General features: G+C 53.8%; 10 protein-coding genes. 5 read left to right on the top strand and 5 right to left on the bottom strand.

All coding sequences use genetic code 11. The features are described 5' to 3' along the window. The first annotated feature begins 309 nt into the window (after positions 1-309). Positions 310-1,581, top strand: a complete 1,272-nt coding sequence (locus tag BC440_RS06625) for a pentapeptide repeat-containing protein (protein WP_063094297.1) — start codon at positions 310-312, stop codon at positions 1,579-1,581. A gap of 81 nt (positions 1,582-1,662) precedes the next feature. Here the strand turns inward: BC440_RS06625 and argJ are convergent, their stop codons facing one another. The 4 genes from argJ to BC440_RS06605 all read right to left on the bottom strand — a co-directional run bounded on the left by argJ (position 1,663) and on the right by BC440_RS06605 (position 6,409). After that, the gene (argJ, locus tag BC440_RS06620; RefSeq protein WP_063094299.1) at positions 1,663-2,892 is read right to left on the bottom strand and encodes a bifunctional glutamate N-acetyltransferase/amino-acid acetyltransferase ArgJ; all 1,230 of its coding nucleotides are present in this window, start codon (positions 2,890-2,892) and stop codon (positions 1,663-1,665) included. A 146-nt stretch (positions 2,893-3,038) separates the two neighbouring features. Then, positions 3,039-3,893: a peptidylprolyl isomerase gene (locus BC440_RS06615; RefSeq protein WP_007091688.1), complete on the bottom strand. Its 855-nt coding sequence runs from the start codon at positions 3,891-3,893 to the stop codon at positions 3,039-3,041. Between the two features lie 227 nt (positions 3,894-4,120). Further along, complete coding sequence (locus BC440_RS06610; protein WP_063094302.1) at positions 4,121-5,236, bottom strand: hypothetical protein; 1,116 nt, start codon at positions 5,234-5,236, stop codon at positions 4,121-4,123. 69 nt (positions 5,237-5,305) lie between these two features. Further along, positions 5,306-6,409 carry a hypothetical protein gene (locus BC440_RS06605; protein ID WP_063094304.1) on the bottom strand — a complete coding sequence of 368 codons (1,104 nt, stop codon included), beginning with the start codon at positions 6,407-6,409 and terminating at the stop codon, positions 5,306-5,308. Between the two features lie 334 nt (positions 6,410-6,743). Here BC440_RS06605 and secA point away from each other — a divergent pair, with 334 nt between their 5' ends. From secA to BC440_RS06590, 3 genes are all read left to right on the top strand, one after another. After that, complete coding sequence (gene secA, locus BC440_RS06600) at positions 6,744-9,455, top strand: preprotein translocase subunit SecA (protein ID WP_037987025.1); 2,712 nt, start codon at positions 6,744-6,746, stop codon at positions 9,453-9,455. 161 nt (positions 9,456-9,616) lie between these two features. Further along, positions 9,617-11,656 carry a tetratricopeptide repeat protein gene (locus BC440_RS06595; RefSeq protein ID WP_063094306.1) on the top strand — a complete coding sequence of 680 codons (2,040 nt, stop codon included), beginning with the start codon at positions 9,617-9,619 and terminating at the stop codon, positions 11,654-11,656. A 256-nt stretch (positions 11,657-11,912) separates the two neighbouring features. Continuing rightward, positions 11,913-13,952, top strand: a complete 2,040-nt coding sequence (locus tag BC440_RS06590) for a tetratricopeptide repeat protein (RefSeq protein ID WP_063094308.1) — start codon at positions 11,913-11,915, stop codon at positions 13,950-13,952. 57 nt (positions 13,953-14,009) lie between these two features. Here BC440_RS06590 and BC440_RS06585 read toward each other — a convergent pair whose 3' ends face one another. After that, positions 14,010-14,885, bottom strand: a complete 876-nt coding sequence (locus tag BC440_RS06585; protein ID WP_063094310.1) for an alpha/beta hydrolase — start codon at positions 14,883-14,885, stop codon at positions 14,010-14,012. 219 nt (positions 14,886-15,104) lie between these two features. Between BC440_RS06585 and mutT the strand changes: the two genes are divergently transcribed. Beyond that, on the top strand, positions 15,105-15,536 hold the full coding sequence (mutT, locus tag BC440_RS06580) for an 8-oxo-dGTP diphosphatase MutT (RefSeq protein WP_007091683.1): 432 nt from the start codon (positions 15,105-15,107) through the stop codon (positions 15,534-15,536). Positions 15,537-15,565 lie beyond the last annotated feature (29 nt).

Genomic DNA, 15,565 nt, shown 5'->3' with positions numbered 1-15,565 from the left:
AAAGGTCTCGATCACATTTAAATAAAATTGCAGGAAAAGATATTCTGCACGTTCAGGATGTGATGGCGCATTTCGGCGACGGGCCGCGAGTCGTGCACAGGCGATACAGGGGCGATCAATGCCGCATCGAACAGGCCCCGGGCGAGCATAATTGTTTTACAATTTATGTTGGCTGGTTGTTGGAAAGCGCCCGGCAAATTCCAAGATGTCAAATAGTGTCAGAAAATAACGGGCCCGGCCCGGCTATACTAATTTTGTAACGTTGCATTTTGCGGTTGGGGCAGGTTGCTGGGGGATTGATTCTATCACATGGTGTCACGACCGGAGCTGATCGAGGCGATCAAAAAGCATCAGCGATATGTTTTAAAGCAGCCCGGTGGCAAGCGCATGCAGCTTCGCAACGGGAACCTTTCGCGTATCAAAATGAGCAAGATCAGCCTTGAAGACGCCATCCTGCCCGGAGCAAACTTCATCCAGGCCGTGATCAAGGATGTCAGTTTCAATTTCTGTGACCTGTTTGGAACCAACTTTGTCGAAGCCGATCTTGAAGGATCAAGCTTTGAGCGGGCCGATTTGCGCGGGGCGAATATGGCGCGGGCCAAGTTGCGAAACGCCAGTCTCAAGGCGGCCGATCTCCGGTCCGGAGTGATGATCGTGATGGATGCCGGGCGGGAACGCCGGGTCAAACGGGCCACCGATCTTGGCAATGCCGACATGGCAGGGTCGGTGATGGCGGGGGCCAATCTTTCGGAAGCCAATATGTCAGGTTCCAGTCTGGTGGATGCCGACCTGAGTGATGCGAACATGTTTGCCGTCAATCTTGCCGGGGCGGATTTAACGGGCTGCAATCTTTCGGGGGCGAAGATGAAGAACGCCAACCTCAAGGGGGCGAAGCTTCATAATGCGGTTCTGGCCGGTACCGATTTAAGCGGAGCGAACCTTCGCAATGTCGATCTGAACGGTGTCGATCTTTCGCAGGCCAATACCGCCAACAGCCTTGGCAGCAAGGCAGTGGCCCCCTTGCCCGAAGATATTCGCGATCTGGTCAATGCACATAGCGAATGGCTTTCGACCGGTGGACGACAGGGCAAGCCGTTGGATGCGAACGGGCGTGACCTTTCGGGGATGGATTTTTCGGGCCTGGATCTTTCGGCGGCATGTTTTGAAAATTGCGTTTTACGCGGTGCGTTGTTCGTCGACACCATTCTTGCCATGGCATCACTGCGGCGGGCGGACCTTAAACTGGCGAAATTCAATAGTGCGATATTAAACGGTGTGCGGTTGAACGGGGCCAACTGCCAGAAGGCGATATTCCAGGGCGCGCGGTTTGGTGCCGTTGAACAACGTGATGGCAATGGGCAAAAAACAGGTGTGATCTGGTATGCCGATCTGAGCGGTGCGGATTTTTCCAAGGCCGATATGCGCAATGCCAGTTTCAGCCAGCCAAAGATGGCGGAAGTCAAAATGGTGCGCGCCAATATTTCCGGCGTTGCATTTGGTGAAACGGACCTGAGCAGTGTGGATTTTGCCGGAGCCAATGTAGCCGCGGCCCTGAATGGGCGTTTGCCCGATCACGCCTGATTTTGAAGGTCGGGGGTATCTGTAAAAAATCCGCCTTTCGGGTGAAAGGCGGATTTGATCTTTTGGGGTCTGGCAAGCTGATCAGCTGCGGTAATCCGCATTGATCGAGATATAGCCATGTGTCAGATCGCAGGTCCAGACGGTGGCCGTGCCATCGCCAAAGCCAAGATCGACATCGATATCGATATACTGGCCCTTGATGTGGGCTGCGACCGGGGCTTCGTCATAATCGGCGACGCGTTCGCCGTTTTTCGCCAGAACAATGCCACCGATGGAAACGGTCAGTTTGTTCGGGTCGGCCTGCACGCCGCATTTGCCAACCGCCATGACGATGCGGCCCCAGTTGGCGTCTTCACCGGCAATCGCGGTTTTGACCAGCGGAGAGTTCGCAATCGCCTTGGCGGTGATTTTGGCTTCTGCTTCGCTGATGGCGCCGGTGACATTGACGGTGATGAATTTTGACGCCCCTTCGCCGTCGCGCACGACCTGATGGGCAAGATCACGCATGACGTCTTCAAGCGCGGTTTTGAAACCGGTCAGTGCCGGATCATCAATACCGGTGACGGCAGCATTACCGGCCTTGCCGGTTGCCGCCAGAAGGACGGTATCAGACGTCGAGGTATCGCTATCGACCGTGATCGCATTGAACGACCGGTTGGTGCAATCGGCAAGCAGGGATTGCAGCACGGCATGGGGCACGGCGGCATCGGTAAAGATGAAGCCAAGCATGGTTGCCATGTTCGGTTCGATCATGCCTGAACCCTTGGCAAAACCGGCAATCGTGACCTTGGCACCATGGATGGTGGTGGTAGCCGATGCGCCCTTGGGGAAGGTGTCGGTGGTCATGATCGCCTTGGCGGCATCAAGCCAGCCAGCGTCATTTGCCAGAAGATCGGGCAGGGCATCGGTGATGCGGTTTGCGGTGGTTGGCTCCCCGATGACACCGGTGGAGGCGGTGAAAATCTCGGTCTTGTTGCAGCCCAGCGCCTTTGCGGCGGCTTCGACCTTGTCTGCGACGAATTTTTCGCCCGCCTTGCCGGTGAAGGCAACCGAGTTGCCGGCATTGACAAAGAATGCGCGACCGGTGCCGCCTTTAAGCGCCTCCCGTCCCCAGCGAACAGCGGCCGATGCCGTGGTCGAGGTGGTGAAGACACCCGCAACCTGCGTGCCCGGTTCGAGTTCGGCCAGAAGGACATCGGGGCGGCCCTTGTAGCGGATGCCAAGGGTCACGGTATGCAGTTTGACACCGGGAATTGCCGGAAGATCGGGGAAGCCGGCCGGGGCCAGCGGAGAAAGCGACGTCGCAACCATCTGTTCAATTTCCTTCGTTGAACGTAACCCTGCCATTAATCCAAAGGTAGCGCATTTGGCACGGGTGGATGACAAAAAAACGGGGCGATGCCGGACGGCTCACCCCGTTTTGGATCTCAGCTTTGAAACCGGTTAAGCCGTGGGGCTTAGTTTTTCGGGGTTTCTGCGCTGTCGTCTGTGGCCGGGGTTTCGGTGTTGTTCACCACCTCGGCATCGGATCGAAGTTCTTCAATCAGGTCCTGAACGGCCTGCTGGGTGACTTCTGCTTCCATCTGCTGACGGATTTCTTCCAGGGTCGGCTGTACGCCGTCTTTTTTCTCTTCAACCAGGATCACGTGCCAGCCGAACTGGGTTTGTACCGGTTCTTTGCTGTATGTGCCTGGCTCCATCGCGAAGGCGGCTTCGGCGAACGGTGCGACCATGTCGCCCTTGTTGAAGAAGCCAAGGTCGCCACCATTGGGACCGGACGGGCCGGTTGATTTTTCTTTGGCGAGTTCGACGAAATCGGCACCGTCATCGAGCTCGGCAATCACGGCTTTGGCGTCGTCTTCGTTTTCCAGAAGGATGTGACGCGCGTGAACCTGCGGCTCTGGCTCGTTGGTTTTGATGAATTCGTCGTAATGGGCTTTGATCGCGTCGTCGGTGACTTTCTCTGCGATTGCGCGCTCAAGATAGGTTTCGGCGACGAGGCGGCGCTCAAGAGCTGCGAGCTGATTCTTGACCTCTTCATCGTCGGCAAGACCCGCATCCTGACCGGCAAGCATCAGCAGGCGCTGATTGATTTCGCGGTCGACAAGCATTGGCTTGAGCATTTCAAACGGGAGCTGGCGATACTGTTGGGGCAGGCCCTGTTGTGTCGCGCGCACTTCGGATTCCAGGATTTCCTCGCCATTGACGGTTGCAAGAACCTGGTCTTCGGCCGGTGCAGCGTCCTGTGCCATAACCGGGCTTGCAAACATGACGGTCGCAAGTGACGCAGCGAGTAGGGTTTTGCGCAGCATATTTTCTCCAGACTTTTCATTTAAGGGGGATTTTTCCCCATGCCTCACCCCACGGATAAATCACATCCGGTCGTGACACACAAGGGTTCCCCTCGGATGTCACGGTTTTTTCAAAGCAATCTGGCTAAAATGTGAAATGCTGATGTAGTGCGGAAAATATAATGGCGCGGGCAAGGGGGATTTCGCGCCCTTGCCCGCCGGTTTCTGCCAGAATCCAGAAATAGCTGTCAGGCGCGAACGTCAAAAAGGACTTCGCCGACGGTGCCGGTGGTGCCGTCATCGCGCTCAAATTGTGATTTGGCAACCAGATCACCACCGATCAGACGCTGATCAAGCGGGGTGATCATTGTCAGCGAAATCGATTTGATGCCTTCGTTTTCAAGCGAGCCTTGGCTGCCATCAGCACGCAGCAGGACCAAAGAGGAAAAGACCTTGTCCTTATTGTCTATCACGCCATCATTGTTGTCGTCATATTTGGCGAGTTCGGCAAAGCCGTCCTTGGCACCGTTTTGATCGCCAAACAATTCGGTGCCATCATTTATGATGCCATCATCGTTGCGATCAAGCGCCAGAAGTGCGTCATTGCCGCCAACCCATGCGGTTTGATCAATAGTTCCATCGCCATCAATATCGAAATGTTTGTTATCATTGACGTGTGAGGTGGTGATGCCGTCCCCGTCAAGATCAAGGATCAGCGGGTCTTTCTGATAGACTTGGGTGATTTCAATCCGGATCATTTCGATCTGGGCGCGGAATTCCGAGATCGAGATGTTCGCGCTGCCTTTGATCTTTGAGAAACGGCTTTCGAGCTGGGTCAGGTCAAGCTTGAAGCTTTGAGAAACGATCGACATCCCGCCAGCAGATATGACAGATGTTTCGTTGGTGGCATTTAAAGACAGTTCTTGCGCTGAGACCGAGGCGGCGGTGCCATCCAGATTTGAAACGGCGAGCCCTTCGGGGGTATTTCCCGTCATGGAATTGGCAATTTCGCGTGCCTTTTCCGGGGGGATTCCCATCATCGCAAGAACGATGAAAGCCTCGTTATTCATGCGCTTTTGCGCATCGCTAAGCGCAGGCTTCATCAGGTTCAGAACGTCAAGTGCGCTGCTTTGAAATTCAAAAACCGGCTTGTCGAACTCTTCGACGGTCGATTTCAGTCGTTCATTGGCTTCTTGGCTGATCTCGATATTGTCGATGATGCTACGTGTCCGAGTGATGTCTTCTTCCAACTGTGCGGTGCTTTTGGCTTCGTCAACGACGTTCGTGACGACATTAGGTGTCGCCGCGACATAGCGTTCTGTCGCGTCGGCAGGAGAATTGGAGATATTGATTTGTCCAAACATTCAGCGCCTCCTTCCTGAAGGGCTGCGGGACGGGGGCAATTGCTGCGGCCCCATCCCGTGCTGCTATGGTCAGGCCAGAACGTCCTGTTCCTGGCTTGGGTCAATTACGGAGACGGTTTCGCCGTTCGGCAACTGGAAGGTGGCACCGTTTTCATCCTGTCCGAAACGGCCCATCGGCATCAGCATGTCGACCGACAGTTTCAGCATCGGATCACCAGAACCGTCTTCGGCCATGGTTTCGGTCACGCCACGTACGACCAGGGTTGCCTGTTCCATGATCTGGGCATTGAGTTTGGCCATGCGGCTGGCGAGAATTTCCTGCATGCTGGCGTCTTCGGTGGTGCCATCTGCATTTTCTTTGCCGTCGGCGGCCGGTGCGGCCCCGGTGGTATCAAGCATCAGATCGCGGATGAAGTCAGCGACTCCGCTGCCTTCCATATCAAACAGAAGACCGCCATTGCCCGCACCGGCCGGGTTCCCCAGCATATCGACGAGATTGCCGCCGCCAAGGCCGTTCATCACGGTACCAAGCGCGCCCATCGCCGCCCCCATGCTGTTGCCAATGGCAACGGCTTCGGTTCTGACAACCTGGATCTTGGAGGCCTCGTAATTGAATGAAAACTCGCCGGTGTCGCTGTTGATGTTGATATCAAGAGACTGCATCGCCATCATCGCGGACTCGGAAACGCCGACACCCGCACCATTGGCACCTGCATAGGAAATTTCGGTGCGCGAGTGACTTGCGATGGCTTGCTGGAAGGAGAAATCGATCTGGCCGTCATCAGCAGCCATTTCGCGGATTCCCTTGAACATCGCGTTGGTCGCGGCAAGGGCTTCCTTGTCATCCATTCCGGCCAGCTTGAACATTTCGACCATATCATCCTTGATCAGCTCAAGGGCGGCGTCGAGCGCCTTGGCGAAAAGCTCGTCGGTGGTCATCGGTTCGGATTTCAGGGATTTCGAACCGGCAGCCTGCAACGGGTTTTTATCCGCATTGCGTGCGGCAACCGCATCCTCGGACAGGTCAACAGGATCAACAACCGGGGTCGGATTGCCACCGGTTTTGCTTGCATTCTGACCAGCCTGACTGCCAGATGTGGCAATCGGCTGACGCGCGTCGGTCAGGGATGATTGTCCCTGTCGAAAGGGATTAAGCGTGGAGAAATCCACCATTTCCTCCTCCTGAGGCTTCTTTCGCGCAGGGCACCCAAGCCCTGAGATATCGCGAAAAAGATGAGCTACTTGCTCTGAAATTCAAAGTTGAACACAGATCATACGTGTTTTTTGTGATTTCCTCAAGCGTGAAGGAAGTGACATCTGCGTGTGCAGGCAAAGGTTGTATAACTGCGTGCCCTTGGTCGGGACTTTTTGCGGCCATAACCGCCCTAACATTAGTGATAATGGTTCGTTCCGTTGACAGATGGCAGACAGGGTTCTATCTGTGATCGGGCCTCGGTATATAGCCGTTGCCCCATAACTGTTTTTTCATTTGTTCAGGAACGTTTTAATGCTCGGCGTAATTGCCCGGAAAATTTTCGGTTCAGCTAACGATCGTGAAGTCAAAGCCCTGCGGGCCACGGTCGAGCAAGTCAATGCCCTGGAACCCGAAGTCGAGAAGCTTAGTGACGACGAACTGCGCGCCCGTACCGATTGGCTGCGCGAACGTCTGTCCAAGGGCGAGACTCTGAAGGATATTCTTCCTGACGCATTTGCCACCGTTCGCGAGGCTGCCAAGCGTGTCCGCGGCGAACGTCATTACGATGTGCAGCTGATGGGCGGCATGGTTCTGACACTTGGCAAGATCGCCGAGATGAAAACCGGTGAAGGTAAAACGCTTGTTTCGACGCTTCCGGTTTATCTGAACGCGATCGAAGGCAAGGGCGTCCATGTTGTGACGGTCAACGATTACCTTGCGCGTCGTGACGCGGAATGGATGGGGCAGGTTTACGGCTTCCTGGGGCTTTCTGTTGGCGTGATCATGCATGGCATGACCGATGACCAGCGGCGTGCGGCCTATGCATGCGATATCACCTATGCGACCAATAACGAGCTGGGCTTTGATTATCTGCGCGATAACATGAAGTTCCGCCTTGAAGACATGGTGCAGCGCCCGTTCAACTTTGCCATTGTCGATGAGGTTGACAGCATCCTGATTGACGAAGCACGGACGCCGCTGATCATTTCCGGCCCGGCCGAAGACAGTTCGGAGTTGTATCGCGCGATTGATGCGCTGATCCCGAAACTGACCGAGGACGATTACGAGAAGGATGAAAAGGCACGTGCCGTCACCCTGACCGAAGATGGCACCGAGAATGCCGAGCAGCTTTTGCAGCAGATGGGCATCCTGACCGAAGGCACGCTTTATGACGTTGCCAACGTGCATCTGGTGCATCACGTCAATCAGGCGCTTAAGGCGCACAAGCTGTTCCAGAAGGACACCGATTACATCGTCAAGGATGACAAGGTCGTGATCATTGACGAATTCACCGGCCGCATGATGGAAGGCCGCCGTTATTCGGACGGTTTGCATCAGGCGCTGGAAGCCAAGGAAAAGGTCAAGATCCAGAACGAAAACCAGACTCTGGCATCGATCACCTTCCAGAACTATTTCCGTCTTTATCCGACCCTTGCGGGCATGACCGGTACGGCAATGACCGAGGCCGAGGAATTCGAGGAAATCTACAATCTTCAGGTTGTCGAAATCCCGACCCATCGCCCGATTGCCCGTAAAGACGCCGATGATGAAATTTATCGGACGGCCAAGGAAAAATGGAACGCGATTGCCGATCTTCTGGAAGATTGCCACAAACGCGGCCAGCCGGCCCTTGTCGGCACGGTGTCGATTGAAAAGTCGGAAATTCTTGGCGCGTTGCTGAAAGAACGTAAAGTCCCGCACGAGGTCCTGAACGCCAAGCAGCATGAACGCGAAGCGTTCATCGTGGCACAGGCCGGTGCGCCGGGCGCGATCACGATTGCCACCAACATGGCCGGTCGTGGTACCGACATCAAGCTTGGTGGCAACGTTGAAATGCGTGCCGAGATCGAGCTTGCCAATATCGAAGACGACGCAAAGCGTGCCGAGGGGATCGAGCGGATCAAGGCCGAAGTCAAAGCCGATCAGCAGAAGGTTCTTGATGCCGGTGGCCTGTTTGTGATCGGTACCGAGCGCCATGAATCGCGCCGCGTTGATAACCAGCTTCGCGGTCGTTCTGGCCGTCAGGGTGACCCGGGGGGATCGAAATTCTTCCTGTCGCTTGAAGATGACCTGATGCGCATTTTCGGGTCCGAGCGCATGGACGGGATGCTTCAGAAGCTTGGCCTTCAGGAAGGCGAGGCGATCTATCATCCGTGGATCAACAAGGCGCTTGAAAAGGCACAGCAGAAGGTCGAGGCGCGTAACTTCGACATTCGTAAGAACGTACTGAAATTCGATGATGTGATGAATGACCAGCGCAAGGTCATTTATGAACAGCGCCGCGATCTGATGCAGGCCAAGAATGTTGCCGAAGATGTGGCGGATATGCGCAGCGAGGTTGTCGAGGACCTTGTGACCAAATACTGCCCGGAGAAGGTTTATCCGGAACAGTGGGAAGCCGCCAGCCTGCATGAAGAATGCACACGTCTGTTCGGTCTTGATCTTCCGGTGGCCGAGTGGGTCAAGGAAGAAGGCATTGATGTCGAAGTCATGCGCGAGCGGATCGAGCAGGCGGTCGAGAGCAAGATGGCGGCCAAGGTTGCCAATTATGGTGCCGATATCATGCGCCAGGTTGAAAAGAGCCTTGTGCTTCAGCTGCTTGATCAGACATGGAAAGAGCATCTTCTTGCCCTTGACCATTTGCGTCAGGGCATCGGGCTTCGTGCTTATGGCCAGCGCGATCCGTTAAACGAGTTCAAGCGCGAGGCGTTCAACCTGTTTGAAGGCATGCTGGTGACATTGCGCGAACGCGTGACCCAGATGCTGTCACATGTTGAATTGCAATCGACGCCCCGCCCGGAAGATCTGGAACCGCGCCGCGCGCCGCAGGAAATGCACGAAAATCACCCGGAACCCGAAGCCATGGCAGGTGAGGGTGGTGACAGCGCAACGGTCCATTCGCGGGCTGCATCGGGTAATGTTGATCCGAACGATCCATCGACCTGGGGCCGTGTTGCACGCAATGCCGCCTGCCCGTGTGGATCAGGCAAAAAGTACAAGCATTGCCACGGTCAGCTGGCGTAAGGCAGAAATCATAAATTAATACAAAGCCCGGATTGTTGATCCGGGCTTTTTTCATGATGATGGAAGACAAATACTGCCTGAACGGAACAATGAGACCGAGGAGTCCCAAGTTTGGGATCGGGCAGGTTGATTGATAATTTGTGTGTTGCGGGGAACGGGACTTGAAGCTTTCATTCGATCAGGTCAGGCGTCGGGCGAAATCACTTGAGCGTCAGGGAAGCAAGAACGAGGCGATCAAGCTTTATGAAGAGTTCCTGGAATCCTATCCGAAAAATGAACGCGCGCGAAAGGCACTTGCCGAGCTTAAGCTGCCAGCGGAAGTCGCCAAGGGTTCGTTGCAGGAGAAAGTGACCGCAGTTCGCAGGTTGTTTGACAGCGGACAGATCCAAGCGTCATTTGATGCGGCGAACGCGGTGTTAAAAGAAGTGCCGAATTCTGGCGTGGTTTGGAATCTGCTCGGCGCGGCGGCCTTTGGCCTTAAGAAATTCGACCTTGCCGAGCAGAGTTTCCGCAAAGCGGTCGAACTGGAACCGGAAATTACCCAAGCCCACGCCAATCTGGGGGTTTTGCTGTATCAGCAGGAAAGGCTTCAGGCCGCGTTGGAAGCCTTTGCCAACGCGATCAAAACCAATCCGCAATATGCCGAGGGATACAACAGCATTGGCGGCATTTACCACAAATTGGGTAAATTTGACGCGGCGGAGAAATACTTTGTTGGGGCGATACAGGCCAACAAGAACTATGCCGAAGCCTATTATAATCTAGGCAATACCTTCTTCAAAAGCGGCAAGATCAGTGCTGCGCAGCAAAGTTTTGGTTTTGCGGCACAGGTTCAGGGCGAGAATATGCCCGCCATGTCGCAAAAGCTTTATATGCAGGCGCTGTTATGTGACTGGTCGGGAATTGCCGATTTTGAAAAGCTTGCGCCGCGTATCGGTATTGAAGGCGATGCCGTCGAGCCATTTTCCATGCTGTCATACGATGACAATGCAGAACGCCAGCAAAAGCGTGCGGCCAATATGATCCGCAAACGGTGTCACGTGAATGCGGTGCCGTTGCCGGAGCGACCGGTGGCCCGATCGGAAAAAATCAAAATCGGTTATTTTTCAGCCGATTTCCACGATCATGCGACGCTTATTCTGATGATCGGATTGCTTGAGCATCATGATCGCGAGAAGTTTGAAATTCATGCCTATAGCTATGGGATCGTCAAACAGGGTGTCAAACGGGACCGATTGAGCAAGCTTGTTGACAGCTTTGTCGATATTTCGATGGCGTCCGATCCGCAGATCGTGGCGGCCGTCAGGCAGCAGAAAATTGATATCGCTGTTGATCTGAAGGGCTTTACCCGTCAGGGGCGCAGTGGGCTTTTTGCCTATCGTTTGGCACCGATCCAGATCAGCTATCTCGGCTATCCGGGGACGCTTGGCGCAGATTTCATGGATTACATCGTTGCTGACAAGGTCATCATTCCTGACAATCTGCGACAGTTTTACACCGAAAAAGTGATCTATCTTCCAGATAGTTATCAGCCCAATGACCGTAACCGCATCATTCCCGAAACAACAACGACGCGCAGCGACTTTGGACTGCCCGAAAAGGGTTTTGTGTTTTGCTGCTTCAATAGCAATTACAAGATAACGCCCAGAGAATTCGATATCTGGATGCGACTTTTGGCGAAATATGACGACAGCGTTCTTTGGCTGTTGAACGCCAATGAAGGCGTTCGCGAAAACCTGTTGCGCGAGGTCGAAGCCAGGGGAATTGCACGGGAACGGATCGTATTTGCCGAACGGTTACAAGAGCCCGAGCATCTGGCACGCCACAAACATGCAGATCTGTTCCTTGATACATTTAATGTCAATGCGCACACAACAGCGAGTGATGCGCTTTGGGCCGGGTTGCCAATTGTGACAAAAACCGGGGAGAGCTTTGCGGCGCGCGTTGCGGCAAGTCTGCTTTGTGCGGTTGGATTGCCTGAGCTGGTGGCAGAAACCGAAGAGCAATATGAAGCGTTGATCATTGATCTGGTGGAAAACCCCGGACGGCTTGCTCAAATCCGCCAGCAGTTGATCGATAACCGTTTAAGCGCGCCGCTATTTGATTCGGCGACTTATACCAAGCATCTGGAAAAAGCATATGTTGAGGCATATGACCGTTATTTCGAAGGCAAAGAACCAGATCATATTTTTGTTTCGTAAGGTTAGGGGGCTGACCCCGGGATAATCACCGTGCGGGGACTGCGCCTGATGGTGAAAATGGGCCTTGGGACGAGGCATGACGATTGAAAAATCACAGAGATTTTCCGGGCTTTTTGTGTGGTAAAAGTTGTTTCCAGACGGACGGGGCAATTAGCTTTATTGTAACCGTAGTCGTATAAACGGTTAGATATTTGAGGTGTGTCGTCGTTCGGGGGATGCTGGTGAATTATGTTGCGGGTTGTTTGGAGAACGGGGTTTGAAGCTTACATTTGATCAGGTCGCACGACGGGCAAAAAAGTTGGTGCGCGACGGGGAAGTCGGGCAGGCCGTCGGGCTTTATCAAGAGTTTCTGAATGCTTTCCCGAAAAACGAACGTGCACGCAAAGCCCTTGCGGACCTGACTGCGCAGAGACAGGATCAGGGACGACCATTGCAGAAAAGACTTGAAGAAGTTGTGAGTCTTTTCGCGAAAGGGCAGGTAAGCCAGTCATTTTCGGGTGCAAGCGCGCTTGTGGAAGAATTCCCTGATGCTGCGATGGCCTGGAACATCAGAGGGGCATCAGCCTTTCGCCTCGGATTGCTTGATGTTGCCGAAGACAGCTTGAAAAAATCAATCGTACTTCGCCCGGATTTCGCACAGGCACTTTCAAATCTTGGCACGCTCTATTTCCATCAGGGTAAGATGGACGCCGCATGCGAAACCCTGGTTGCGGCGATTAAAGCAAATCCGGATGATGCAGAAGCCTACAACACGCTTGGTGGTGTGCTTTACAAACTTGGCAGGCTGGACGCGGCCGAGGCATATTTTGTTCAAGCGGTCAAAGCCAATCCAAAATATGCCGAAGCTTATAACAATCTTGGAACTGTCCTGTTTGACAAAGGCAAGCTTACCGCAGCGCAGGAGGGTTTTGCCTTTGCCTGCAGGATGAGGACGGATTATTGGAGTGCCCTGTCCCAGAAGCTTTATATTCAGGCCATTCTATGTGACTGGTCGGGAATAACCGAATTTGAACGGGTTGCGGATCGGATTGGTACGCGAGATCAGGCCATCGAGCCCTTTACCATGCTGTCCTATGAGGATGATCCGAAGCATCAGCTTCAGCGGTCACAGGCATATGCGCGCACCAATTTCCATAAACCACCACAGCCGGTGTTTGGAAAACCGAAAGAGAAAACGGCCAAGTTGAAAATCGGCTATTTTTCTGCCGATTTTCATAACCATGCGACCGTATCCCTGATGATGGGACTGTTTAAGCATCATGATCGCAGTCGGTTTGAAATCCATGCGTTCAGTTATGGTCAAGTTCAGCAGGGGCAAACGAGAGACCGGCTACTGGGTCTTGTGGATTCTTTTGAAAATGTGTTCGGGGTTTCCGATGAGGAAATGGTGGAACGCGCACGCCAAAAGGATCTGGATATCGCCATTGAACTGAAGGGGTACACCCGCCAAGGCAGGACAGCGGTGTTTGCCTATAAACTGGCGCCGGTCCAGATGAACTATGTCGGTTATCCGGGAACATTGGGCACTGATTTCATCGACTATATCGTGGCCGACAAGGTTGTCATCCCGCAGGAATGCAAAGACTGTTACACGGAAAAGGTTATCTATCTGCCCGACAGTTATCAGCCAAATGACAATTGCCGGGAAATAGCAGATACAAAAACGACCCGCGCGGATTTCGGATTGCCCGACGACGGGTTTGTTTTTTGTTGTTTTAACGGCAATTACAAAATTACCCCGCGAGAATTTGATATCTGGATGAGGTTGCTCAACAAGGTTGAGGGAAGCGTTCTTTGGCTGTTTCATTCAAATGACTGGGCGGTCAACAACCTGCGCCGCGAGGCAAAGGCGCGTGGTGTTGACCCGGACCGCCTGGTCTTTGCTCAAAGGCTTGTTGAGAAAGAACATCTGGCGCGGCAAAAGCATGCCGATCTGTTTCTTGATACCTTTAACGTCAATGCACATACGACGGCCAGTGATGCACTTTGGGCAGGCTTGCCGGTCATTACACGGCCCGGAAAACAGTTTGCTGCGCGCGTCGCAGCAAGTCTTCTGCATGCAGTTGGCATGACGGAGCTTGTGGCCAGAAGTGATGCGGATTACGAAGAAATTGCCCTTGATCTGGCTTTGAATCCGGAAAAGCTGGCAGATATTCGTCGTAAACTGGCTGAGAACCGTTCGACGCATCCATTGTTTGATTCCGAACGTTACACACGTCATCTGGAGGCGGCCTTCACCCAGGCATATGACTTGTATCGCGAAGGTAAGGCGGCGCAGGATATCGAGATCAAATAGGGTAGCGTTACAAATAGGACTGAATGAGAGCGACGACTATTGCGGCTGATGCACGTTTCAGTATGCGTCAGTCCTCTTTGTTGGCGCGGGCAGATGTTTGGTTAGAAACTTAGACATTGGTGCCAGAATTTCCCGGTTTTCTGTCAGGATACTGCCCAAAGCAATCAGAGTTCCGGCATGGCCGGTGTCGGCGATTTCAATCAGTTTCGTGTCCGGGGCGAGTTCGGCCAATCGGCGGGAATTGCGGGGATAAACCGTGTGATCGCGGTTGCCGGTGATCAGAAGCATCGGCGGCATGTGGAATAAATCCTGCTCGACCGGCTGGCTTTGGGCGGCGGGGGTATCGCCAAAGGCGATTCGGGTTGCCTTGACGTCGTAGGGATAGAAATCATAGGGGCCGGAAAGCCCGATGATCCCGGCAATGTCGTTGGCCGACATCCCCACGGATGCCAGATAGGATTGATCGGCCACCAGTTGAACCGCGTTATAGGCACCAGCGGAATGACCGGCCAATATCATCGGGGTTGCGGTGATGCGGTTTGGATGTTCCTGGCCGTACTGTTTCAGAAAGGCGAGGGCCTTGGCGCCGTCCTTGATGAATTCCGGGAAACGGATTTCAGGCACCAGACGATAATCGGGGATGGCGACGGCATAGCCCATTTCGGTAAAGCGTTTGGCGACGAAAGCGTATTTTGCCTTATCGCCCGAATCCCATGATCCGCCATAAAACCAGACGATCAACGGGGCCGGTTTTGTGCGATCCGCAGGCAGATAAAGATCAAGTTTCTGGCGATCCGCATCGCCATATCGCAGATCGGCAACGGTCGGCTGATAGTCGCCAGCCTGAAGGTGATTGAATGCGGCGAGCTTATCGCAACCGGCGAGAAACAGGGCCGCGATCAGGGCATTTGCCGTCAGTTTGAATACGCGCATTGTCACCGTAAAACAGATATTATTGATTTGATTTTGACTGTTGTACGCGATAGCCCGCTATCGGGTTCTTTTTTATTTCAGGGAAATATGACGCAAAGGATATTGCCGTTTCAACCCGGATCGGGAAGGGGCGGGTATCCGTCAAATGCATCTCTTGGCGAAAGCCGCCATGCAGGATAAAACAATCGCATGACCATTCAAAATACAGAAAGAGGCTGCATGTCGGTGGACTTGCGGCAGGGAAAAATCCCCGAAAAAACGGTGTTTGTCAGTGCGGTGGCGCTGGTGGATGCCGATCATCGTGTCTTGATCGCACAACGCCCCGAAGGCAAATCCATGGCGGGGCTTTGGGAATTTCCGGGCGGCAAGGTCGAGGCCGGCGAGACGCCGGAAATGGCATTGGTGCGCGAGCTTAAGGAAGAGCTTGGCATTGATATTACCGAAAGCTGTCTGGCACCTTTTACCTTTGCGTCATTTACCTATGATGATTTCCATCTGATGATGCCGCTTTATCTGTGTCGGGTCTGGAAAGGGGAAATCACCCCGATGGAAGGCCAGCAGGTAAAATGGGTGCGCCCGATCCGGTTGGGTGATTATCCGATGCCGCCGGCCGATGTGCCGCTGGTGGCGATGTTGCGCGATTTTCTGTGACGATCCGACCCCTTTTGGCGGTCGTATTT

It is taken from the genome of Thalassospira sp. MIT1004 (assembly GCF_001858545.1).
Taxonomy (GTDB): Bacteria; Pseudomonadota; Alphaproteobacteria; order Rhodospirillales; family Thalassospiraceae; genus Thalassospira; species Thalassospira xiamenensis.
Note: the sequence above shows the minus strand (reverse complement) of the source record. Positions and strands in the feature narration are given on the sequence as shown.